Origin of the sequence: Mycolicibacterium boenickei, from assembly GCF_010731295.1 — a bacterium.
In the GTDB taxonomy this organism is placed as follows: Bacteria; Actinomycetota; Actinomycetes; order Mycobacteriales; family Mycobacteriaceae; genus Mycobacterium; species Mycobacterium boenickei.
Genome location: NZ_AP022579.1, coordinates 5,294,592 through 5,316,316, shown reverse-complemented (window position 1 = coordinate 5,316,316; position 21,725 = coordinate 5,294,592). Strand labels below are relative to the sequence as shown.

At 67.1% G+C, this 21,725-nt stretch carries 23 protein-coding genes; 15 read left to right on the top strand and 8 right to left on the bottom strand.

What is annotated here, in order from left to right; translation table 11 throughout:
- Positions 1-66: 66 nt before the first annotated feature.
- Together G6N57_RS25405 and G6N57_RS25400 are read right to left on the bottom strand one after the other, a co-directional pair.
- A complete protein-coding gene (locus G6N57_RS25405; protein ID WP_077738876.1) occupies positions 67-882 on the bottom strand; it encodes a D-alanyl-D-alanine carboxypeptidase in 816 nt (271 codons plus the stop codon).
- Positions 883-968: 86 nt separating this feature from the next.
- On the bottom strand, positions 969-1,853 hold the full coding sequence (locus G6N57_RS25400; protein ID WP_077741663.1) for a D-alanyl-D-alanine carboxypeptidase family protein: 885 nt from the start codon (positions 1,851-1,853) through the stop codon (positions 969-971).
- A gap of 75 nt (positions 1,854-1,928) precedes the next feature.
- Here G6N57_RS25400 and G6N57_RS25395 point away from each other — a divergent pair, with 75 nt between their 5' ends.
- The 6 genes from G6N57_RS25395 to trmD all read left to right on the top strand — a co-directional run bounded on the left by G6N57_RS25395 (position 1,929) and on the right by trmD (position 5,803).
- Entirely contained in the window at positions 1,929-3,164 is a 1,236-nt protein-coding gene (locus G6N57_RS25395; RefSeq protein ID WP_077738877.1) for an osmoprotectant NAGGN system M42 family peptidase, read from the top strand.
- 19 nt (positions 3,165-3,183) lie between these two features.
- A complete protein-coding gene (locus tag G6N57_RS25390; protein WP_077738878.1) occupies positions 3,184-3,603 on the top strand; it encodes a nuclear transport factor 2 family protein in 420 nt (139 codons plus the stop codon).
- Between the two features lie 242 nt (positions 3,604-3,845).
- On the top strand, positions 3,846-4,319 hold the full coding sequence (gene rpsP / locus G6N57_RS25385; protein WP_077738879.1) for a 30S ribosomal protein S16: 474 nt from the start codon (positions 3,846-3,848) through the stop codon (positions 4,317-4,319).
- Positions 4,320-4,327: 8 nt separating this feature from the next.
- On the top strand, positions 4,328-4,570 hold the full coding sequence (locus tag G6N57_RS25380) for an RNA-binding protein (protein WP_003881089.1): 243 nt from the start codon (positions 4,328-4,330) through the stop codon (positions 4,568-4,570).
- A gap of 10 nt (positions 4,571-4,580) precedes the next feature.
- The gene (gene rimM / locus G6N57_RS25375; protein WP_077738880.1) at positions 4,581-5,108 is read left to right on the top strand and encodes a ribosome maturation factor RimM; all 528 of its coding nucleotides are present in this window, start codon (positions 4,581-4,583) and stop codon (positions 5,106-5,108) included.
- 11 nt (positions 5,109-5,119) lie between these two features.
- Entirely contained in the window at positions 5,120-5,803 is a 684-nt protein-coding gene (trmD, locus tag G6N57_RS25370) for a tRNA (guanosine(37)-N1)-methyltransferase TrmD (protein WP_077738881.1), read from the top strand.
- Here trmD and G6N57_RS25365 read toward each other — a convergent pair.
- On the bottom strand, positions 5,800-6,756 hold the full coding sequence (locus tag G6N57_RS25365) for a serine hydrolase (protein ID WP_077738882.1): 957 nt from the start codon (positions 6,754-6,756) through the stop codon (positions 5,800-5,802). The two genes, trmD and G6N57_RS25365, sit on opposite strands and share 4 nt — an antisense overlap.
- A gap of 323 nt (positions 6,757-7,079) precedes the next feature.
- Between G6N57_RS25365 and rplS the strand changes: the two genes are divergently transcribed.
- From rplS to G6N57_RS25340, 5 genes are all read left to right on the top strand, one after another.
- A complete protein-coding gene (gene rplS, locus G6N57_RS25360) occupies positions 7,080-7,421 on the top strand; it encodes a 50S ribosomal protein L19 (RefSeq protein WP_029111328.1) in 342 nt (113 codons plus the stop codon).
- Positions 7,387-8,349, top strand: a complete 963-nt coding sequence (gene lepB, locus G6N57_RS25355) for a signal peptidase I (protein ID WP_407665953.1) — start codon at positions 7,387-7,389, stop codon at positions 8,347-8,349. Before rplS ends, lepB begins: the two co-directional genes overlap by 35 nt.
- Before the next feature lie 23 nt (positions 8,350-8,372).
- Positions 8,373-9,185, top strand: coding sequence for a ribonuclease HII (locus G6N57_RS25350; protein ID WP_077738884.1), 813 nt, complete (start codon positions 8,373-8,375; stop codon positions 9,183-9,185).
- Positions 9,182-9,487: a DUF2469 domain-containing protein gene (locus tag G6N57_RS25345; RefSeq protein WP_003881082.1), complete on the top strand. Its 306-nt coding sequence runs from the start codon at positions 9,182-9,184 to the stop codon at positions 9,485-9,487. Before G6N57_RS25350 ends, G6N57_RS25345 begins: the two co-directional genes overlap by 4 nt.
- 73 nt (positions 9,488-9,560) lie before the next feature.
- On the top strand, positions 9,561-10,763 hold the full coding sequence (locus G6N57_RS25340; protein ID WP_077741664.1) for an amidohydrolase: 1,203 nt from the start codon (positions 9,561-9,563) through the stop codon (positions 10,761-10,763).
- Here G6N57_RS25340 and G6N57_RS25335 read toward each other — a convergent pair.
- From G6N57_RS25335 to G6N57_RS25320, 4 genes are read right to left on the bottom strand one after another with little or no spacing between them, the layout of a single operon-like run.
- Entirely contained in the window at positions 10,750-11,454 is a 705-nt protein-coding gene (locus G6N57_RS25335) for a dienelactone hydrolase family protein (protein ID WP_077738885.1), read from the bottom strand. The genes G6N57_RS25340 and G6N57_RS25335 overlap by 14 nt on opposite strands.
- Positions 11,455-11,478: 24 nt before the next feature.
- On the bottom strand, positions 11,479-12,933 hold the full coding sequence (locus tag G6N57_RS25330; RefSeq protein WP_077738886.1) for a protein adenylyltransferase SelO: 1,455 nt from the start codon (positions 12,931-12,933) through the stop codon (positions 11,479-11,481).
- A gap of 19 nt (positions 12,934-12,952) precedes the next feature.
- Positions 12,953-13,339: a DUF2237 family protein gene (locus tag G6N57_RS25325; protein ID WP_077738887.1), complete on the bottom strand. Its 387-nt coding sequence runs from the start codon at positions 13,337-13,339 to the stop codon at positions 12,953-12,955.
- A 28-nt stretch (positions 13,340-13,367) separates the two neighbouring features.
- A complete protein-coding gene (locus tag G6N57_RS25320) occupies positions 13,368-14,108 on the bottom strand; it encodes an IclR family transcriptional regulator (protein ID WP_077738888.1) in 741 nt (246 codons plus the stop codon).
- A 136-nt stretch (positions 14,109-14,244) separates the two neighbouring features.
- On the opposite strand from G6N57_RS25320, the gene G6N57_RS25315 reads away from it, so the two are divergent.
- Positions 14,245-15,600: an SLC13 family permease gene (locus G6N57_RS25315; RefSeq protein ID WP_077738889.1), complete on the top strand. Its 1,356-nt coding sequence runs from the start codon at positions 14,245-14,247 to the stop codon at positions 15,598-15,600.
- Between the two features lie 36 nt (positions 15,601-15,636).
- Positions 15,637-17,049: an acyl-CoA synthetase gene (locus G6N57_RS25310; protein ID WP_077738890.1), complete on the top strand. Its 1,413-nt coding sequence runs from the start codon at positions 15,637-15,639 to the stop codon at positions 17,047-17,049.
- A gap of 10 nt (positions 17,050-17,059) precedes the next feature.
- On the opposite strand, the gene G6N57_RS25305 is transcribed toward G6N57_RS25310, so the two are convergent.
- On the bottom strand, positions 17,060-18,664 hold the full coding sequence (locus G6N57_RS25305) for a PucR family transcriptional regulator (protein ID WP_077738891.1): 1,605 nt from the start codon (positions 18,662-18,664) through the stop codon (positions 17,060-17,062).
- A gap of 111 nt (positions 18,665-18,775) precedes the next feature.
- Between G6N57_RS25305 and G6N57_RS25300 the strand changes: the two genes are divergently transcribed.
- A complete protein-coding gene (locus G6N57_RS25300; RefSeq protein ID WP_075920775.1) occupies positions 18,776-20,269 on the top strand; it encodes a CoA-acylating methylmalonate-semialdehyde dehydrogenase in 1,494 nt (497 codons plus the stop codon).
- A 13-nt stretch (positions 20,270-20,282) separates the two neighbouring features.
- Positions 20,283-21,668 carry an aspartate aminotransferase family protein gene (locus tag G6N57_RS25295; RefSeq protein WP_077738892.1) on the top strand — a complete coding sequence of 462 codons (1,386 nt, stop codon included), beginning with the start codon at positions 20,283-20,285 and terminating at the stop codon, positions 21,666-21,668.
- The last annotated feature ends 57 nt before the right edge of the window (positions 21,669-21,725 follow it).

Sequence of the window (21,725 nt, the reverse complement as noted above, 5' to 3'; positions counted from 1 at the left end):
TTTAGGGTCACCTTAGTTTGGGGTGAGTCTCGGTGGGGCCCTACCTTTTACCGCAGACGGGCACCGTCAATGCGAGAAGCCGTAGTCGAACAGCTCGATCGCCTGACCGTAGAGATCGCCGGTGCCGTACATCTGGACCACGATCAGCCGCCGGTTACCGCGTTGGGCGGCACCCACATACGTCTTGCGGGCGAGGTCGGTGTATCCGGTCTTGCCTGCGATGTCACCGGGATATCGCTGGAGCAGTTCGTTCTGGTTGGTGAGCGTCTTGCCGGGGAACTGCGCCGTCGGTTGGCTCATGATCTGCGCGATGAGCGGGTACCGCAGTGCCGCGCGCAGGATCACCGCGAGATCGTGCGGGGTGGTGACGGTTTCCCAGCCGGGGCCGTCGAGGCCCGACGGTGAGCCGGCCCGGGTGTTGCGGGCGCCGACACTGGCCGCCTTGCGCGTCATCGCCGCCACGGTGGCGGGCCGGCCGCCGAGCATGTCGGCGAGCATGTTCGCCGCATCGTTGCCCGACACCATCAGCAGTGCCTCGAGCAGCTGGCGGGTGGTGTACGGCTGACCCGGCTTGAGGCCAACGCACGAGCATTCGACCTTGGTGTGGGACTCGTTGGCCCTGGCGAAATTGTCGGGCCGAAGGTGGTCGAGGACCACCATCGCCAGCAGGGGCTTGATGGTGCTGGCCGGGGCATAGGAGCCGTTGGGATCTTTGGCCGCCAGCACCTGGCCGGTATCCATGTCGGCGACCAGCCAGGCCTTGGCCGGCCCGTCGGGCATCTGGGCGCCCGCCGGCTGGACACCGGGCTGCGCGTTCGCGGCGGGTGTGACCGCCAGCACCGCGCCGAGGGCGAGCACGGTCGCCGCGAAACGTCGTCGCACGGAGCTTGACGCTACGGATCACAGGACTCGCTCAGCGCGCGATCAGGTCTCCGTATGGTTGCGGCGCCGCAGTGCGGATCAGCCCGCTACAGCTGACTGATGCCGGCTGAACGGTCCTGCGCGAAACCCCAGTCCAACAGGCTGGTGGCCTGGTCCCAGTAGGTCGGGCCACCTTCCTTGACCAGTCCGTACATCATGGCGATCACCAACCGGCGGCCGTCGCGCTGCGCCGCACCGACGAACGTCTTGCGAGCCACATCGGTGAAACCGGTCTTACCGCCGAGCATGCCTGGATAGCGGCCCAACATCTCGTCCTGATTGACCAACGTGACCGGTCCGGTGGGACCTGGGAAGGACGCCGATGGCGATGACGTGATCGCCGCGAACACCGGATTCGCCAGCGCGGCGCGGAAGATCACGGCCAGGTCCCGCGGCGTGGTGGCCCCGTCGATGCCGGGGCCGTTCAGACCCGATGGCGACCCGGCATGGGTGGCGTCGGCGCCGAGCGCGGCGGCCTTGGCGTTCATCTTGGCCACGGCGGAGGCGGTTCCGCCGAGCATGTGTGCCAATGTGTTGGCGGCGTCGTTGCCGGACACCAGCAGTGCCGCATCCAGCAGCTGCCGCATGGTGTAGGTGCGTCCGGCTTTGACCCCGACGCAGGTGCACTCGACCTTGGCGTCGGCTTCGTCGGCGACGACCGTGGCATCCAACGGAATCTCATCGAGGGCCACCAGCGCCAGCAGAGTCTTGATGGTGCTGGCGGGCGCGTGTGGAACGTACTGATCCCGGCCGGCCAGGATCTGGCCGGTGTCCATGTCGGCGATGATCCAGGCCGGGGCGGGACCGTCCGGGATGGGCGTCGCGCCGACCTGCTGCACGCTGCTGTCGGCGGAGGCCGCGGGGGAGCCTGGTAGAGCTGTTGGGAGAAGTATTGCGAGACAGAGCGAGATCGCGCCGACGAGCCTGACCATGTCCACTGACCCTAGTGGCACAATCCGCGGGCATCGGTGTGTGAGGAAGATCCGACGAATTCGAGGTGAGAAAACGTGGCCGAGACCGCCGTCATGCCGGAGGCCGAAAGTAAGTGGATGGTCGACACGCTGCTGTCGTTGCTGCAGACCCCGAGTCCGTCGGGACGCACCGACGCCGTGATGCAGTTGATCGGCGACATTCTCAACGATCTCGGCGTGCCGTTCACGTTGACCCGGCGCGGTGCGTTGACCGCCGAACTGCCCGGTGAGTCGGCCACGATCGATCGAGCGCTGGTGGTGCACGCAGACACCATCGGGTGCATGGTCCGCAATCTGAAGGACAACGGCCGCCTCGAACTCGTCCCGGTCGGCACGTTCTCCGCCCGGTTCGCTGCGGGTGCGCGGGTGCGGATCTTCTCCGACGACCCCGACGAGTTCTTCACGGGCACGATCATGCCGCTCAAGGCCAGCGGGCATGCCTACGGCGACGAGATCGACACTCAGCCCACCGACTGGGACCACGTCGAGGTACGGGTGGACCGAAATGTGTCGACGCGGGCGGATCTGGAACGGCTGGGTCTGAACGTGGGTGACTTCGTCGCGCTGATCGCCAGCCCCGAACTCACCCAGGACGGCTTCGTGGTGTCGCGGCATCTCGACGGGAAGGCCGGGGTAGCGGTCGCGCTGGCCCTGGCCAAGACCATCTCGGAGCAGAAGATCGTGCTCCCGCACCGCGCCACGCTCATGGTGACCATCACCGAGGAAGTGGGCCACGGTGCCAGTCACGGGCTTCCGCCCGACGTGGCCGAGCTGGTCTCGGTGGACAACGCGGTCTGCGCCCCCGGGCAGCATTCGATCGAACACGGCGTGACGATCCCGATGGCCGACCTGCACGGCCCGTTCGACTATCACCTGACCCGCAAGCTCTGCCGCCTGGCCGAGGGACAGGGCATCCCGTTCGCGCGGGACGTGTTCCGCTACTACCGGTCCGACGCGGCAGCCGCCATCGAGGCCGGCGCGGGCACCCGCGCGGCACTGCTGGGGTTCGGCCTCGACGGGAGCCACGGTTGGGAGCGGACCCACCTGGACTCGTTGGAGGCGACCTATCTGTTGCTCAACGCTTGGCTGCAGACACCGTTGACGTTCGAGGCATGGGATTCCAGCCCGACCGGTGCGCTGCGCGACTTCCCGTCCTCGAAGCAGCCGGCTCCTAGCGAGCAGTGGGTGCCGTTGTCCCGCGGAGACTTCACCGAGCCGGGGGACGCCTCGCCGGGGACGCATTGGCCGCCGTCGGAGGGCCCCCAATCCTGACCTGGTGTTGAATCGAGCCATGTTGAGCCTGGCCGAGATTTCGGATCGCCTGGAGATCCAGCAGTTGTTGATCGACTACTCCACGGCGATCGACCGTCGACTGTTCGATGACCTCGATGTGGTGTTCACACCCGACGCCTACATCGACTACCGGGCAATGGGCGGTATCGACGGCCACTACCCGGAGGTCAAGGCGTGGCTGGCCGAGGTGCTGCCGAACTTTCCGGCCTACGCCCACATGCTCGGCAACTTCGATGTGAAGATCGACGGGGACAAGGCGTCCTCCCGCACGATCTGCTTCAACCCGATGGTGCTGCCGGGGCTGGAGCAACAGGTGTTGTTCTGCGGGCTCTGGTACGAGGACGAGTTCGTCCGGACCTCCGAGGGGTGGCGGATGAGCCGCCGGGTCGAGACCAAGTGTTTCGACAAGGTGGTGTGACGCGGTCGGTTGACGCGCTGAGTGGCCAGTTGTGACACGCAACCGGCGGGAAGTTGTGCGACAACTGGCCATCGGGACCGGATTTGGGCTGGTCGACATCGCTCTGGCACAATTGGCGGCTGTCTGCCGCGCGACTCGTTCGATGCGCTGTGCGGCGGTCACACACGTAAGGCAAAACCGGATCGGGCAATTCCGCCCGCATCGCTGAATTGCAGCGTGACACTCAAGGAGAAGTCTTAACCATGGCTGTCAAGATCAAGCTCACCCGGCTTGGCAAGATCCGCAACCCCCAGTACCGCATCGCTGTCGCCGACGCGCGCACCCGCCGCGAAGGCCGCGCCATCGAGGTCATCGGCCGTTACCACCCCAAGGAAGAGCCGAGCCTGATCGAGATCGATTCGGAGCGCGCGCAGTACTGGCTGGGTGTCGGTGCCCAGCCCACCGAGCCGGTGCTGGCCCTGCTGAAGATCACCGGTGACTGGCAGAAGTTCAAGGGCCTGCCGGGCGCCGAGGGCACGCTGAAGGTCAAGGAGCCCAAGCCGTCCAAGCTGGAGCTGTTCAACGCGGCGCTGGCCGAGGCCGAGAGTGGCACCGGTGCCGCGGCTGTCACGCCCAAGAAGAAGAAGGCTCCGAAGAAGGACGAGGCCGCCGCCGAGACCACCGAGGCTGAGGCCCCGGCTGCCGAGGCCGCCGACGAAGCCGCAAGCGAGAGCTGAGCATCGCAGTGAGTTCTGTCGTGGTCGACGCCGTCGAGCACCTGGTCCGCGGCATCGTGGACAATCCCGACGACGTACGCGTCGACATGGTCACCAGCCGCCGCGGCCGGACCGTCGAGGTGCACGTGCACCCCGATGACCTGGGCAAGGTCATCGGCCGTGGCGGCCGTACGGCCACCGCGCTGCGGACGCTGGTCGCAGGTATCGGTGGGCGCGGAATTCGCGTCGACGTGGTGGACACCGACCAGTAGCGTCGGATCCATGGACCTGGTTGTCGGGCGGGTTGTCAAAGCTCACGGCATTTCCGGTGAGGTCGTCGTCGAGGTCCGTACCGACGACCCCGACGCCCGGTTCGCCCCTGGCGTGGCCCTGCGGGGCCGCGCAAAGGGGGGTGCCGAGCGCAATTTCTCCGTCGAGTCCGTGCGCGATCACGCCGGCAGGCTGCTGATTCGTCTGGCCGGTGTCACCGACCGCAACGCGGCCGATGCGTTGCGCGGCACCGTGTTCGTCGTCGACACCGCAGACCTGCCCGCGATCGATGATCCCGACGAGTTCTATGACCACGAACTCGAAGGCCTGCGGGTTGTCACCGTCGACGACACCCCGGTGGGAGTCGTGCGCGAGGTGTTGCACACCGCCGCGGGCGAGCTGTTGTCCATCAAGGCCGACCCGGACGGCCGTGAAGTGCTGGTGCCGTTCGTCACCGCCATCGTCACGTCGGTGTCGCGGGACACGGGAACTCTCGTCATCGACCCTCCGGACGGTCTGCTGAACCTGGACCAGGTCTGACGGGCCGCGCAGTGCGTATTGACGTCGTCACGATCTTCCCGGCTTATCTCGATCCGATCCGGCAGTCGTTGCCGGGCAAGGCGATAGACGCCGGAATCCTCAGCGTGGCCGTGCACGACCTGCGTGACTGGACCCATGATGTGCACCGGTCGGTGGATGACTCACCGTACGGCGGGGGCCCAGGCATGGTCATGAAAGCGCCGGTGTGGGGTGAGGCGCTCGACGAAATTTGTTCCGAGGAAACACTTCTGGTGGTACCGACCCCGGCCGGTCGCCCCTTCACCCAAGCCGTGGCCGAGCGCTGGAGCACCGAGTCGCACCTGGTCTTCGCCTGTGGGCGATATGAGGGGATCGATCAACGGGTGGCCGAAGACGCGGCACGCCGGATGCGGGTCGAAGAGGTTTCGATCGGCGACTACGTCCTGAACGGCGGTGAGTCGGCGGCGTTGGTCATGATCGAGGCGGTGGTCCGGTTGATGCCCGACGTGTTGGGCAATCCCGCATCGCACCAACAGGATTCGCACTCCGACGGCCTGCTTGAGGGGCCGAGCTACACCCGGCCGCAGAGCTGGCGTGGGCTCGATGTGCCCGATGTGCTGCTGTCGGGGGACCACGCCAAGGTGGCCGCGTGGCGCCATGAGCAATCGTTGCAGCGCACCCGCGAGCGCAGACCGGATCTGCTCGACGAGTCCTAGATCCGGCCGCCGGGGAACACCGTCTTCACGGCGTCGGTGATGGTGTCGCGCGCGGTGGCCGCGTTCGTGGGCTGCAGCGAGCTGATCACCATGATGAAGCGGCGGTCGGCACCGATCACTCCGGTCGACAGGTGCATCCAGTCCGAACCGATACAGCACATCCAGCCCTGCTTGACCGCAACCGGCTCGGCATAGAGGCCGTCGGGAATGCCGAATCGTTGGGGATAGGTCCCGCCCGGCTGCGTGCCGTCGATGGCGTCGGGGGTCGATTGGGCCAGGTTGGACAGGATGACGTTGGCCTGTTCGGCGGGAAGGCCGCCGCTGCCGTTCATCAACATGTCGTAGTAGCGGACCAGATCGGCCGCGGTACTGATGGTGTTCCACCAGCGCCCGTCGTTCGGCGGCCGGGTCGAGGCCAGGCCGTAGCGGGCGGCCACCCGGTTGACGATCGCGCTGCCGCCGCTGCGGTTCCAGAACACCTCGGCGGCGCTGTCGTCGGAGGACCGCAGCATCACGTCGAGGTTCTCGCGGTCCTCGGGACTGAGCACGGTTTGGCGCTTGGCCTCCTGCAACAGCAGATCGTCGGCGATGAACAACTTGACCACCGATGCGATGGCGATGGGCGCCCCGTTCCCGTTGGACACCAGCTGACCGGAGTTGCGGTCGAGCACCAGCAGGGAGATCTCGGCGCCGGCATCGGCGGCGTCCTCCGTGGCCTGTTGCGCCCGGTCTCCGAGACCCATGAAGGCTGCGGCGGGCTCGCCGGGCGGGGCTTCCGGCAGGGGAGCCATGCTGCCCTGAGGGGCGACGACGGTCAGTTGCGGCACTCCGGCAGGCGCCGGCGTGGTCCCGTAGACGCGGGCTTCGCAGCCGACTGTCACGGCGGCCATCGCGACCACCGCCGTCATGCCGGCCGCGTTCGCAATCTTCAGCTTCGACGGCCCCCGTCGCATGGTCCTCCTTGAACCGTCAAACAAACCGATGCGCGCTGCAGGACCGGCACATCGGTGGGTGAAGCCTAGCCGTTCGCCTCGTGGCACGCGTGCTTAGCCGCGCTCGAAGTATGCTGGGGAGCCGATGCGGATGGGCGCCGTATTTCGCCGGATTTCACGGTATGGGGACCCGTCTGGCACAATTGAGCAGTTGTCTGCGCAGGGCTGGGCCCGGCTTGTCCGCGTTCCGCTGCGAGATACACCCCGATACACCCGAAAATAGCTTCGGCTGCGCGCCATGTGCGCGCCCATCCGGAGCCGCGAACAACAAGGAAGTGTCACCGATGAACACGCTGGACTTCGTCGATCAGGCGTCGCTGCGCGACGACATCCCGACCTTCAGCCCCGGCGACACCGTCAACGTGCACGTGAAGGTGATCGAGGGCTCGAAGGAGCGCATCCAGGTCTTCAAGGGCGTCGTGATCCGTCGCCAGGGCGGCGGCATCCGCGAGACCTTCACCGTGCGGAAGGAGAGCTACGGCGTCGGCGTCGAGCGCACCTTCCCGGTGCATTCGCCCAACATCGACCACCTCGATGTCGTGACCCGCGGTGACGTGCGTCGCGCCAAGCTCTACTACCTGCGCGAACTGCGTGGCAAGAAGGCGAAGATCAAGGAAAAGCGCTGAGCGCGCTGCTCCGCCTGACGAAGCTCTCGTCGCGGGATCGGTCACGACGCTCGCTACTGTGGTGCCTGTGACCGGACCCACCGACTCTGCCGACGCGCGCTCGGAGGGCGACCTCGACGCCGACTCGGACTCAGGTTCCGCTTCCACTTCGGCGGAGTCCGCCAGCGGCGAAAAGCCGGACGAGGCACCGAAGCGCAAGCACTCAACGGCCCGTGAATTCGCCATTCTGGCGACCATCGCGCTGGTGCTGTACTACGTGACGCTGACGTTCATCGCTCGGCCCTATCTGATTCCGTCGGAATCCATGGAGCCCACGCTGCACGGCTGCGCCGGCTGCGTCGGCGACCGCATCATGGTCGACAAGGTCACCTACCGGTTCTCGAAGCCGGAGCCCGGCGACGTGGTGGTCTTCAAGGGCCCGCCGTCGTGGAACATCGGCTACAAGTCGATCCGTTCGGACAACACCGCCATCCGCTGGGTGCAGAACGCCCTGTCCTTCGTGGGATTCGTGCCGCCGGACGAGAATGACCTGGTGAAGCGGGTGATCGCAGTTGGTGGTCAGACGGTGCAGTGCCGTGCCGACACCGGGCTGACGGTCGACGGCAAGAAGCTGAACGAGCCGTACCTGGATCCCGCCACCATGATGGCCGACCCGAACATCTATCCGTGTCTGGGCAATGAGTTCGGACCGGTCACCGTGCCGCCTGACCGGCTGTGGGTGATGGGTGACAACCGGACCCATTCGGCGGACTCGCGCGTCCACTGCAGCAATCTGCCCGCCGACGCCCGGGAAGGTCTGTTGTGCACCGGTGATCCGATGGCAGGCACCGTTCCGGTGGAGAATGTGATCGGAAAGGCACGGTTCATCGCCTGGCCGCCATCGCGCTGGGGCGGCATCACTGGCGGGAACCCGCAGACCGACTCCTAGGAGCTGCCCTGGTGCCTCCAGTGATGAAGACGTCGTGGCCGCCTCGGACCGTGATCCGGCGGTCGTCAGGCCTGCGCACGCTGGAATCCGCGTTGTATCGCAACGGCCTGGGCCCGGTTGCCGGGGTGGACGAGGTAGGTCGCGGAGCCTGCGCGGGACCGCTGGTGGTGGCCGCGTGTGTACTCGGCCCCAACCGGATGGACAGCCTGGCCTCCCTTGACGACTCGAAGAAGCTGGGTGAGCGGGAGCGCGAGCGGCTGTTTCCCCTGATTCGCCGGTATGCGCTGGCGTACCACGTGGTGTTCATCCCTTCCGACGAAGTGGACCGGCTCGGCGTACACGTGGCCAATATCGAGGGGATGCGGCGAGCGGTGGCGGGATTGTCCCTGCGTCCGGGGTACGTGCTGTCCGACGGCTTCCGGGTTCCGGGCTTGGCGGTGCCGTCTTTGCCGGTGATCGGGGGAGACGCCGCAGCCGCGTGTATCGCCGCGGCCAGCGTGCTGGCCAAGGTGAGCCGGGACCGGTTGATGGTCGAGATGGAGCAACACCATCCCGGATACGGGTTCGCCGAGCACAAGGGGTACAGCACGCCGGCGCATTCCGCGGCGCTGGCGGAGTTGGGGCCGTGTGTGGAGCACCGCTACTCGTATGTGAACGTGCGGCGGGCCGCAGAGACGGCTGATGGGCGGCGGGCCGCAGAGACGGCTGATGGGCGGCGGGCCGCGGAGATGACAGACGTGCGACGGGATATGGCACCAATGCGGCATGCTGAGGCGGGGTACGCAAAGATGGTCGACAGGGCACCAGCACAACGAGAAGGACAGCACACCAGATGAGCGCCGAGGATCTCGAGAAGTATGAAACCGAGATGGAGCTCTCGCTTTACCGCGAATACAAGGACATCGTCGGGCAGTTCAGCTACGTCGTCGAGACCGAGCGCCGGTTCTACCTGGCCAACAGCGTTGAGCTGATTCCGCGCAACTCCGAGGGCGAGGTCTACTTCGAGCTGAGGCTCGCCGACGCCTGGGTGTGGGACATGTACCGCCCTGCGCGGTTCGTCAAGCAGGTGCGGGTCATCACGTTCAAGGACGTGAACATCGAAGAGGTCGAGAAGCCAGAACTGCGGTTGCCGGAGTAGCCGCGGACAGGGGGACGATGTGACGGCGGCTGTCAGTGCCGGCGAGCGCGATGTTCGCCGCCGCGCCGAGGCCGTGCTGGCACGTCTCCCCGAGGTCCGTAAGTGGCAGGAGCCGCTCTACCGGGACCTGCATCAGCATCCCGAACTCTCGCATCAGGAGCGCCGTACTGCCGGTGTGGTCGCCGCTCGGCTGCGGGAGTCTGGCCTGACCGTCCACGAAGGGGTGGGTGGCACCGGCGTGGTCGGCGTGCTGGGCAACGGCGACGGTCCCCGGGTGCTGTTGCGCGCGGATATCGACGCCCTGCCGGTGACCGAGGCGACCGGCCTACCGTATGCGAGCTCTCAAGAGGGCGTCATGCACGCGTGCGGGCACGACGTCCACGTGACCTGTCTGCTCGGTGCCGCGGATTTGTTCGCCCGGGCCACAGATCACTGGCAGGGCACCGTTATTGCCCTCTTCCAGCCGGCCGAGGAAGTCGGCGATGGAGCCCGCGGCATGGTCGCCGACGGTTTGGCCGAACTCGTCGGCCCGGTCGACGTGGCGTTGGCCCAGCACGTGTTTCCGGCGCCGGCCGGGCAGCTGCGCACCCGCAGCGGTCCGGTGCTGTCGGCGGCCGACAGCATGCGCATCACGGTCTACGGCCGCGGTGGCCACGGTTCGATGCCCCAGGCCACGGTGGATCCCGTGGTGCTGGCATCGATGATCGTCATTCGGTTGCAGACGATCGTGTCCCGCGAGGTTGATCCGAGCCAGACGGTCGTTCTGACCGTGGGCAGCATTCAGTCGGGGACCAAGAGCAACGTCATCGGTGACCACGCCGTGCTCGAGCTCAACCTCCGTACCTTCGACGAATCGGTGCGCACCGCGGTGCTTTCCGCGATCCGGCGGGTGGTCGTCGCCGAGTGCCAGGCATCCGATTCGCCGCGTGACCCGGAATTCGAGTTGTACGCCAGCTTTCCGCTGACCGTCAACGACGACGCGTCGACGGCTCGCGTCGAGGCCGCGTTCGGCGAGTACTTCGGCGACCGGACGCAGACGATGCCCGCAGGGTCAGCGAGCGAGGACTTCAGTGAGATCCCGGCCGCACTGGGAGTGCCCTACACCTACTGGGGGTTCGGCGGCACCGACGAGCAGACCTTCCGCGCCGCAGAGGCCGCGGATCGCGTGAGTGCCGACATCCCGGTGAACCATTCGCCGCGGTTCGCCCCGGTGATCCAGCCGACGTTGGACACCGGCACCCAGGCGCTCGTGGTGGCCGGCCTCAGTTGGCTTTAGCGGCCAGGTGCTCGTCGAAGAATGCGAACACCCGCGTCCAGGCGTCGGCGGTGGCGGCCTCGTTGTAGCCGAAGCCGGTGATGCGCAGAAACGATTGCCCGGGAAGCTGATTGGCGAAGCTGTGCCCGGCATCCGGATAGACCTTGATGTCGGCCGGGATGTTCTTGTCGTCGACGATGCGCCGCAGGCGGTCGCCCGCGCCGATGCCCATGGGGTCCCGGCGGCCGAAGCTGGCCACCACCGGACACGAGGCGTCCAGGGTCTGGTCGAGCCGCCGTGGCAGCGGAGTGCCGTAGAACGGGGCCGATGCGCCGAACCCTTTGGGGCCCATGACCAGTGCGAATTGTCCACCCATGCAGAACCCGGCGATGCCGACCGACCCGGTGCACTGCGGGTGTGCGAGCAGGTGGTCGCGGGCAGCCAGGATGTCGTCGAGCGCCCGGCCGCGCTGGGTCAGCAGTTCGCGCATCACCCGGGTGATACACCGCGCGCGGCCGCCGCGCGCGTAGAGGTTCGGCGTGAGTGCGAGATAGCCGGCAGCCGCGACGCGTTCCGAGATCGCCTCGTTGTCGGGGCCGTAGCCGATCGCGTCGTGGATGATCACGACGCCGGGCCACGGTCCTGGTCCACTGGGAAGGCTGAGTAGAGCGTCGATCGGGCCGGCCGGGGTATCCACGGTGATCGTCGTCACCTCACCGAGGGTAGCGGGCGATCGTCAGGTTCCGCAGAACGTGCGGTAGGCGCCGAAGTCCGGGGGCGCGGGTGCGGCATATCTTTCGAGGCCGGGACGCTCGTCGTAGGGTGCCGTGACCGCGTGCACGAGGCGCTGGACGGGTTCGAGGTCATCGTTCATCGCCGCGTCCAACGCCTCTTCGACCAGGTGATTGCGGGGGATGTACAGGGGGTTCACCCGGTCCATCGCGCCCGCGTCGGGGCCAAGGGCATGCCACCGGGCCTGCCACTCGTCGAATTCGACGGGGAGGTTGCTTTCTCGCCGCGCGGTACGGCTGAGATCGTGAAAGAACGACGTGTAGTCAGTTTGGTTCTGCTGCAACAACACCAGCAGGTCGCTGATCAGAGCGCGTGCTACTTCGTCGTCGACATCGGCGGGCAATCCGAGCTTGGTGCGCATGCCGGCCGACCATGCCGCGTCGAACTGCGGACCGAAGCCGTGCAGGGCTTGGGTGGCCAACTCGACGGCGCGCTCACCCTCGTCGGCGAGCAGGGGGAGCAGGGTTTCGGCGAAGCGGGCCAGGTTCCACGCCGCCACGGTGGGCTGGTTGCCGTAGGCGTAGCGGCCACCGTGGTCGATCGAGCTGAATACCGTTGCGGGATCGAAAGTCTCCATGAAAGCGCACGGCCCGTAGTCGATGGTCTCGCCGGAGATGGTCATGTTGTCGGTGTTCATCACGCCGTGCACGAATCCGACCAGCATCCATTGGGCCAGCAACGCGGCCTGTGCCGAGATGACCGCCTCGTACAGCGCCAGGTACGGATTGGCGGTACCGGCGGCGCCGGGATGGTGCCGGGCGATGGCGTGGTCGGCGAGCCGGCGCAGCAGCCCGAGGTCCCCGGCGGCCTGGGCCTGGGCGGAGGCGTACTGGAAGCTGCCGACCCGAAGGTGGCTGCTGGCGATCCTGGCCAGCACTGCGCCCGGTTGCGCGGTTTCGCGGCGGACATCCCGTCCGGTGGCGACGACCGCCAGAGCCCGGGTGGTGGGGATGCCCATGGCGTGCATGGCCTCGCTCACGACGTACTCCCGCAGCATGGGGCCGACGACGGCCAGGCCATCGCCGCCGCGGGCGAACGGGGTGCGTCCCGATCCCTTGAGGTGCAGATCGCGGGGACGGTCGTCGGCATCGACGAACTCGCCGAGCAACAGGGCGCGGCCATCGCCGAGGCGTGGGACATACCCGCCGAACTGGTGCCCGGCATAGGCCTGGGCGACGGGGGTGGCGCCTTCGGGCACGGCGGTGCCCGACAGCAGGCCCAGCCCGTCGGGGGTGCGCAACCAGGAGGCGTCGAGGCCGAGTTCGGCCGCCAGCGGCTCGTTGAGGACGAGCAACCGCGGGGCCGGGGTCGCCTCGGCCTGCCACGCGACCGCCATCTCGGGCAGGGCGCGGGCGAAGCGGTTGTCCAGGGCGACGGCCGGGTCGGATGTGACGCTCACGCCTTGAGCCTACGGAGCCTCAGAGGCTGCCCAGGTCATCTGGCACATCGACGGCGTACTGCTGGAGAACGTCGAGCGGCACCAGGTCGAGGGTGCGTTCATGGGTGGCGGCCAGCACCACCGGGGCTGCCCTGCCGTCATTGTGGGCGCGCAACCAGTTGACGGCGGTGACGCACCAGCGGTCTCCGGGTGTCAGTCCGGGGAATCTGTACTGCGGTGCCGGTGTCGACAGGTCGTTGCCGATGGATTGCTGGTGTTCGAGGAACTCGGCGGTGACCACCGCGCAGATGGTGTGCCGGCCCGCGTCGGCGTCGCCGGTCGAACAGCACCCGTCGCGGTAGAAGCCGGTGAGCGGGTCGGTGCCGCATTCCTCCAGCGGGCCACCCAGCACGTTGCGATCAGCCATCTCGGTATCTCCTGAGTTCTGCGCGAGTTCACAATGCCGCGGAGATCCGTTGCGCGGTCTCGCGCACTGCGCATCCGAACCTAGCGAACTTGTCGGCCGTAATCCTGCTGCTCGGTCCCGATATCGAGACCGAGCCGATGGGTTCACGTTGTGCGTTGACGATACTGGCGCCGAGTGCCGTGATACCGGCATTCAGGCCCTGCTCGTTCACCGAGTATCCCCGTGTCCGCACCAACTCGATGGTCTCGCTCAATCGGTCCGGATCGGTGATCGTGTGTTCGGTCTGCGGAGCGAGGTGCTGTGAAAGATATTGCGCAACATAGTCGTCGGTGCTTGCCGCGAGGAAGGCGATTCCGGTTGCGGAGGCGTGCAACGGAATTCGTGACCCCAGCGGCATGAAGGCGCGCAGTGGATGCGGGGTGTCCAGGCGTTCGATGAGTACCAGCTCGGGCCCGTCGGGTGCGGCGAGATGGATGGTCTCGGTGGTGTCGAGCTGCAATTCGTTGAGGAAGGGCAGTGCGGTTTCGCGCATCAGCTGATGATCGCCGGCCCGGCTGCCGACGGAGAACGCGCGGTACGTCAGGTTCCACCGGGTGGGCTGTGCGGAGGTCGGCCGCAGCCAGCCGATCTCGTGCAGGGTGAGCAAACACCGCTGAACGGTGCTCTTGGGTAGTCCGACTGCGCGCGTGAGCTCGGACAGCCCCACCGGTTGCAGCCTTGCGACTGTTTCCAGCACCTGAAACGCGGACACCACGCTGTTCGTCGACACGCGCCCTCCTTGGTGACTCACATTGACCCGCGGCGCGGATGTGAGCTAGCTTACCCGCACCGGTTCATACAGTAGACCACTGTGCCACACAGTGGACCAGTTGGGAAGCGGATCCAACGTTTCGAAAGGCGATGGAATGACAATTCAGCTGCTGGCGCTGGCGATCTTTGTCGGCGTCTTCGCGGTTTCGGCATGGCGTAACGCTCACCTTGGCGTGTTGATGTTCGCCGCGGCGTGCGGGGTGGGGCTCGGGTTGGCGGGCATGCCGATCGACGACATCATCGACGGCTTCCCGATCGACATCCTGGTGCTGCTGGTCGGGGTGACCTACTTCTTCGGGATCGCCCACGCCAACGGCACGATCGACCGGATCATCGAGGTCACTCTGGCCAAGGTCGGGCACCGCACGGTGCTGCTGCCGCTGGTTTTCTTCCTGCTGACCGCGGCCATCTCGGCGATGGGCTCTCCGCTGGGTGGGTTGGTGATGGCGCCGATCGGCATGATGGTGGCGGACAAGCGCGCGATCGATCCGATGCTGATGGCCCTGTCGATCGGCACCGGCCTGAGCGCCGGGGCGTTCGCGCCGACCAGCCTGTTCGGCATCGTCACCTACGGCACCGCGCACCAGGCCGGCATCGACCTCAATCCGTTCGTGCTGTTCGTCGTGGCCCTGATGGTCAACCTGGTGCTGCTGATGGCGGCATACGTGTTGTTCGGAGGGCTGAAGCTGTTGCACCGCAACGCGGTTGCCGAGCCGGCGGTGGCGCTGCCCGCCGAGGATCGGCTGGTTACCGTCGGTGGCGGCGGAGGGCGGGACGTGCCTCGCGGCAGCGCGCCGAGTTCGGACCTGCCGTCCGCGCCCGAACGAAACCCCTTCACGCCCAATCAGATTGTCACGGTGACGGCGATGGTCGGTCTGATCGCTGCGGTCATCGGAATGTCGCTGGCAGGCATGGACCCCGACATCGGCGTGTTGGCGTTCGCGTTGGGTGCGGTGCTCACCCTCGTGGATCCACGATCGGGTAACAAGGCGATTCCCCGGATCGACTGGTCGACGGTTCTCCTGGTGGGCGGCATCATCACCTTCGTCGGAGTGCTCGACAAACTGGGCTCGGTTGATCTGCTCGGTGAATTCGCCGGCCACATCGGAGTCCCGCTCATCTCGGCGCTGTTCATATGCCTTGTGGCAGGTCTGGTCTCGGCGTTCGCCTCGACCACCGGCATGTTGGCGGCACTGGTTCCGCTGGCTCTGCCCCTGGTCGCCGCAGGCGGCATTCCCGGCTGGGCGCTGATGTGTGCGCTCGGCGTGTGCGCGTCCATCGTTGACGTGTCGCCGTTCTCGACCGTGGGCGCGACGCTCGTGGCGACCACCGTCGACGAAGCGCAACGACCTCGGATGACCAGGCTGCTGATGCGCTGGGGACTGTCGATGGTGGTGATCGGCCCGGTTCTTCTGGTCGGAGCCCTCGTGCTACCGGGCACGGTGTTGTAAGTGGCCGTTACCAGCAATGAAAGGACTTGTTCGCCAATGCTTTTGACGTCTCTCGACCCTGCGGGGAGCGACTCGGCCGATGCTTCCGCCGTGATCTCGGTGGGTTCGCGTAGCCTGTCGCGCGCGCAGCTGTTCGACGCTGCCTGCGCGCTTGCGGGCACACTGCCCGACGAGGGTCCGGTTGCGGTGTGCGCCCAACCGACCCTGGAGACGGTCATCGCCGTGGTGGGCTGCCTGTTGGCCGGCGTCCCGGTGGTTCCCATTCCGCCCGACTCCGGCCCTGCCGAGCTGCGGCACATGCTCACCGACGCCCGCGTCACGTGCTGGGCCGGACCACCGCATCGGGACTCGGGACTGTCCGCGATACCGGCGACCATCAGCGGCAGGGGGAGTGGCGAGTTGCCAGGGCCGCCGTCACCCGAGGCGGTCGCGATGATTCTGTACACGTCGGGGACCACCGGTGCGCCCAAGGGCGTCAACCTGAGCCATCGGGCGCTCGCGGCCGGTATCGATGCCGTGGCCGATGCATGGCAATGGACACGCGATGACACGGTGGTGCATGGCCTGCCGTTGTTCCACCTGCACGGACTGATGCTGGGCATGCTGGCTTCGCTGCGCATCGGCTCCCGGGTGATTCATACCGTCAAACCGCGACCGGAGCGCTACGCCGCCGCAGCCGGGACCATGTATTTCGGCGTGCCCACGGTGTGGTCCCGCATCGCGGCCGACGAAGCATCGGCGCGGGCGCTTCGCGGCGCCCGGCTGCTGGTATCCGGCAGCGCGCCGCTGGTGACGCCGGTTTTCCACCGCATCGCCGAGCTCACCGGCTGCACACCGATCGAGCGGTACGGCATGAGCGAAACGATGATCACCCTGTCCACCCGTGCCGACGGCGAACGCCGGCCCGGCTCGGTGGGACAACCCGTGCTCGGCGTCGAGACCAGGCTGCGCACCGAGGACGATCAGGTGGTTCTCGCCGACGGCGCCGCGATCGGGCGGCTCCAGGTTCGCGGACCCATGCTGTTCGACGGCTACCTCAATCGTCCCGAGGCCACGGCGGACGCATGGACCGACGATGGCTGGTTCGTCACCGGCGATGTCGCCACCCGTGACCCAGACGGATTCCACCGAATCGTCGGACGCGAATCAGTGGATCTGATCAAGTCGGGCGGATACCGCATCGGTGCGGGTGAGGTCGAAACCGCGCTGCTCGCTCATCCGTCGGTGCGCGAGGCCGCGGTTGTGGGGCGCGCAGATGCCGACCTGGGGCAGCGGGTGGTGGCGTACGTGGTGGCCGATGGCGGGAACCGGTCTCAGCTTGCCGACGGCCTCATCGACTTCGTGGCACAGACGCTTTCGCAGCACAAGCGCCCGCGGGAAGTCGTTTTCGTCGGCGAGCTGCCGAGAAACGCGATGGGCAAGGTGCAGAAGAAGCTGCTCACCGATTGAGTGACCCGGATCAGGTGGTTGTCTGCGGGCCCGCGCTGCGTTGCGCGTCGAGCACCAGCAGCGCGACATGCAGTGAGGTCATCGATTCACCGTCGTCGAGGTTGACGCCGAGCCGGCGTTCGATCGACGCCAGCCGGCTGTAGAGCGCCGGGCGGCTCATGTGCAGGCGTTTGGCCAGTGCGGACTTGTTGCCGGCGAGTTCGAGGTAACCGCGCAGCACTTCCACGTCGTCGCTGCCCTGCTCGGCGTCGTGGATCAGCAGGGTCTTGAGTTCCGTCTCGGCGAACATCTGGACTCGCGGATCGTCGAGCAGCAGCGTGATCAGCCCGCGCAGCCGGACGTCGGAGGCCCGCACGAACGGGCGCACCGGGTCCGACATCGACGCGGCGACCTCGGCGACGTGGGCGGCTTCGCGCAAGCCGTGGACGGCGTCGGCGAACACACCGGCCTCACCGCCGACGGCGACGACGACCTTGTCGGTGTCGCCGCCGCGGGCGATCGCCTCGCGCCAGCCTTCGGCCAGACGGCTGAGCACGGCGTCGGTGCTGAGCCCGCGACGCGGGTGCAGCGCCAGCACCAAGCCGATCTCGCCGTCTCGGCGGATCGAGCAGATCGCGCTGTGCCCTTGGGCTTTCACGTTGTGGGTGACCGCGTCGAGGATGCGGATGTTGCGACGTTGGGTGCCGACCGGGTCGAGCCGGTCAGCCGGCGTGCTGACCCGGACCATGGTCGGAAGGTAGGGACCTCCGGCGCGTAGGCCCAGCGCGAGGGCCCGCGCGTCGGCCTCGCGGTCGTCGGCGATCCGTCCGGCCAGGACATCCTCGATCAACCCGCTCTGGGCCTGATGTTCGAGTCCGGACCGGCCGCGTTCGGCCATCCGGTGCAGGGCCAGCGCTTGCGCGGCGCGCTCGAGGACCATCGTGGTCTTGGCCGGTGCCGACGGGGCGCGCGGAACGATCAGCCGGCCCCACTCCTCGGCACGAGGGCCGACAGCGGTCGTGGCCCATGGTTCGGTCATCGTGCGGGACCTGCGCTGCCAGTCGGCGAGCACGATGGTGGCCGGCTCGTTGCGGGGGGAGATCGCCAGCACCTGATGCGACAAGTCCTCGAGCACCACTGACTCGTCGATCATCTCGGCTGCCGCGCGCACGATGTCGGCCATCGTGGGGCGTTTCATGCTCAGCTCGGTGAAGGTCTTGTGGGTGCGGTGGGCGAATTCGAGTTCCTCGTACTGGTCGGCGACAATGAGCCGGTGCACCGCCTCGGTGATCTCGACGAACTTGGTCTCCCGATGCAGCACCACGAGCGCCAGACCGAGTGTCTGGGCGGTCTCGCCCACGTTGTCGGGAAGTGATTCGATGCGGGTGCCCAGTTCGACCACCACCCCGACGACGCCGGCGCGCTGCATCCGTCGCAGGTAGTCACGGGGTGCGTCACGCAACGCGGCGCCGGTGGTGAGTACCAGCTCGCCGCCTTGCAGGAGCCCGGCGAGGTCGGGCATATCGCTGACGTGGACCCAGCGCACCGGACGATCGAGTTGTTGGGCGCTGAGTACCTCGGGTTTGCCGGCCCGCACCACCGGGAGTTCGATGATGTCGCGGACGCTCGGGATCATTTACAAAGTGTAATGAACGAGTCAATCAGACTTACAGGTTGATGTCGCTTGAGTGGTTGACGGTGGCTCAGAGTGAAAGCCGTACCAAACGCCACAGGAAGGTTCGGACCCATGAGCAATGTCATCCAGCACTGGCGCGACGGCAAGGTATTTGCCGGCACCTCGACCGCCACCGCCCCGGTGACCAATCCGGCCACGGGCGCGGTCACCGGCGAGGTCGCACTGGCCAGCGTGGATGACGCCCGTGCGGTGATCGACGCCGCGGTCGCGGCCTTCCCGGCCTGGCGTGACACGTCGCTGGCCAAGCGCACCTCGGTGCTGTTCGCCTTCCGCGAGCTGCTCAACGCCCGCAAGGAGGAGCTGGCCGCACTCATCACCGCAGAGCACGGCAAGGTGCTCTCCGACGCCCTCGGTGAGGTGAGCCGTGGCCTGGAGGTCGTCGAATTCGCCTGCGGCATCCCGAGTCTGCTCAAGGGCGGTTTCACCGAGAACGCCTCGACCAACGTCGACGTGCACTCCGTGCTGCAGCCGCTGGGTCCGGTCGGCATCATCTCGCCGTTCAACTTCCCGGCGATGGTGCCGATGTGGTTCTTCCCGATCGCCATCGCCGCGGGCAACACCGTGGTGCTCAAGCCGTCGGAGAAGGACCCGTCGTCGTCGCTGTGGATGGCCCGACTGTGGGCCGAGGCCGGCCTGCCCGAGGGCGTGTTCAACGTGCTGCAGGGTGACAAGACCGCGGTCGACGAGCTGCTGACCAACCCCAAGATCAAGGCGATCTCCTTCGTCGGTTCCACCCCGATCGCACAGTACGTCTACGCCACCGCCACCGCGGCAGGCAAGCGCGTGCAGGCACTTGGCGGGGCCAAGAACCACGCGGTGATCCTGCCCGACGCCGATCTGGACCTGGCCGCCGACGCCATGGTCAACGCCGGCTTCGGTTCCGCCGGTGAGCGCTGCATGGCCATCTCGGCCGCCGTCGCCGTCGGCCCGATCGCCGATGATCTGGTGGCCAAGATCGCCGAGCGCGCCGCCACCATCAAAACCGGTGACGGAACCAAGGATTCGGACATGGGCCCGCTGGTCACCAAGGTCCACCGCGACAAGGTGGCGTCCTACATCGATGCCGGCGAGGCCGACGGTGCCAAGGTCGTGCTCGACGGCCGTACCGTGATCGCCAACGGTGGGGCCGACGGATTCTGGCTGGGCCCGACCCTGCTCGACAACGTCACCCCGCAGATGAGCGTCTACACCGATGAGATCTTCGGCCCGGTGCTGTCGGTGCTGCGGGTGGAGACCTACGACGAGGCTCTCGAGTTGATCAACAACAACCCCTACGGCAACGGCACGGCGATCTTCACCAACGACGGTGGCGCCGCGCGGCGGTTCCAGAACGAGGTCGAGGTCGGCATGGTCGGCATCAACGTGCCGATCCCGGTTCCGATGGCCTACTTCAGCTTTGGCGGCTGGAAGGCATCGCTGTTCGGTGACAGCCACGCGCACGGCACCGAAGGCGTGCACTTCTTCACCCGGACCAAGGCCATCACCACCCGCTGGCTGGACCCCAGCCACGGGGGCATCAACCTCGGGTTCCCCGAGAACAAGTGAGAGAATTCCACTCATGACTGTGACTCAAGAGTCTTCCGTGCTGCCCAATGGGCTGACCGTCGAGGCGGCGAAGGCCGAGGCCGCGCGAGCCTATGAACTCGACCGTGCACACGTGTTCCACTCCTGGTCGGCGCAGGAGGAGATCTCGCCGATGACCATCACCGCCGCCGAGGGTTCCTACGTGTGGGACGGCGATGGCAACCGGTTGCTGGATTTCTCCTGTCAGCTGGTCAACACCAACATCGGGCACCAGCACCCGAAAGTTGTTGCCGCCATTGCCGAGCAGGCCGCCAAGCTGTGCACCGTGGCTCCGCAGTACGCCAACGCGGCCCGCTCGGAGGCGGCCCGGCTGATCGCCGAGCGCACCCCCGGTGAGCTGAACAAGGTGTTCTTCACCAACGGCGGTGCCGACGCGGTCGAGCACGCGGTCCGCATGGCCCGTCTGCACACGGGCCGCTACAAGGTGCTGTCGCGGTACCGTGCCTACCACGGTGGCACCGACACCGCGATCAACCTGACCGGTGACCCGCGGCGCTGGCCCAACGACCGCGGCAACGCCGGCATCGTGCACTTCAACGGACCGTTCCTGTATCGCTCGTCGTTCTACGCCGAGACCGAGGAACAGGAATCCCAGCGTGCGCTGGAGTACCTCGACAAGCTGATCCAGATGGAGGGCCCGTCGACCATCGCCGCGATCATCCTGGAGTCGATCCCGGGTACCGCAGGCATCATGGTGCCCCCGCCCGGATACATGGCAGGCGTGCGGGAGATCTGCGACCGCTACGGCATCGTGTTCATCGCCGACGAGGTGATGGCGGGATTCGGGCGCAGCGGAAAGTGGTTCTCCATCGAGCATTTCGACGTGGTCCCGGACCTGATGACCTTCGCCAAGGGGGTCAACTCCGGTTACGTGCCGCTCGGCGGGGTGGCGATCAGCCCGGCCATCTACGAGACGTTCGCGCATCGGCCCTACCCGGGCGGGCTCACGTACTCCGGCCATCCGCTGGCCACCGCGGCCGCCGTCGCGACCATCAACGCGATGGCTGACGAGGGCATGGTCGAGAACGCGGCCAAGATCGGTGCCGAGGTTCTGGCTCCCGGTCTGGCCGAGTTGGCCGCCAAGCACCGCAGCATCGGCGAGGTGCGCGGCGCGGGTGTGTTCTGGGCCGTCGAACTGGTCGCCGACCAGCAGACCCGGGAGCCGTTGGCGCCCTACGGTGGCTCAAGCCCGGCGATGAACGCCGTGGTCGGGGCGTGCAAGGCCAACGGCCTGCTGCCGTTCGCCAACTTCAACCGGATCCATGTGGTGCCGCCGTGCAACGTGACGGAGGAAGAGGCCCGCGAGGGTCTGGCGATCCTGGACTCCGCGCTCGACGTGGCCGATCAGCACGCCAACTGATCTAGCGCCTGCTCTTCACCGAGACTGCGCTCAGGGACAAGAATCGCGAAAAATCGG

Excerpts from the sequence above, each read along its gene's own strand:
- G6N57_RS25400 (WP_077741663.1), bottom strand. The coding sequence starts at position 1,853 with ATGGTCAGGCTCGTCGGCGCGATCTCGCTCTGTCTCGCAATACTTCTC.
- G6N57_RS25390 (WP_077738878.1), top strand. The coding sequence starts at position 3,184 with ATGTTGAGCCTGGCCGAGATTTCGGATCGCCTGGAGATCCAGCAGTTG.
- rpsP (WP_077738879.1), top strand. The coding sequence starts at position 3,846 with ATGGCTGTCAAGATCAAGCTCACCCGGCTTGGCAAGATCCGCAACCCC.
- rimM (WP_077738880.1), top strand. The coding sequence starts at position 4,581 with ATGGACCTGGTTGTCGGGCGGGTTGTCAAAGCTCACGGCATTTCCGGT.
- G6N57_RS25365 (WP_077738882.1), bottom strand. The coding sequence starts at position 6,756 with ATGCGACGGGGGCCGTCGAAGCTGAAGATTGCGAACGCGGCCGGCATG.
- rplS (WP_029111328.1), top strand. The coding sequence starts at position 7,080 with ATGAACACGCTGGACTTCGTCGATCAGGCGTCGCTGCGCGACGACATC.
- G6N57_RS25350 (WP_077738884.1), top strand. The coding sequence starts at position 8,373 with ATGAAGACGTCGTGGCCGCCTCGGACCGTGATCCGGCGGTCGTCAGGC.
- G6N57_RS25345 (WP_003881082.1), top strand. The coding sequence starts at position 9,182 with ATGAGCGCCGAGGATCTCGAGAAGTATGAAACCGAGATGGAGCTCTCG.
- G6N57_RS25325 (WP_077738887.1), bottom strand. The coding sequence starts at position 13,339 with ATGGCTGATCGCAACGTGCTGGGTGGCCCGCTGGAGGAATGCGGCACC.
- G6N57_RS25315 (WP_077738889.1), top strand. The coding sequence starts at position 14,245 with ATGACAATTCAGCTGCTGGCGCTGGCGATCTTTGTCGGCGTCTTCGCG.
- G6N57_RS25310 (WP_077738890.1), top strand. The coding sequence starts at position 15,637 with ATGCTTTTGACGTCTCTCGACCCTGCGGGGAGCGACTCGGCCGATGCT.
- G6N57_RS25305 (WP_077738891.1), bottom strand. The coding sequence starts at position 18,664 with ATGATCCCGAGCGTCCGCGACATCATCGAACTCCCGGTGGTGCGGGCC.
- G6N57_RS25300 (WP_075920775.1), top strand. The coding sequence starts at position 18,776 with ATGAGCAATGTCATCCAGCACTGGCGCGACGGCAAGGTATTTGCCGGC.
- G6N57_RS25295 (WP_077738892.1), top strand. The coding sequence starts at position 20,283 with ATGACTGTGACTCAAGAGTCTTCCGTGCTGCCCAATGGGCTGACCGTC.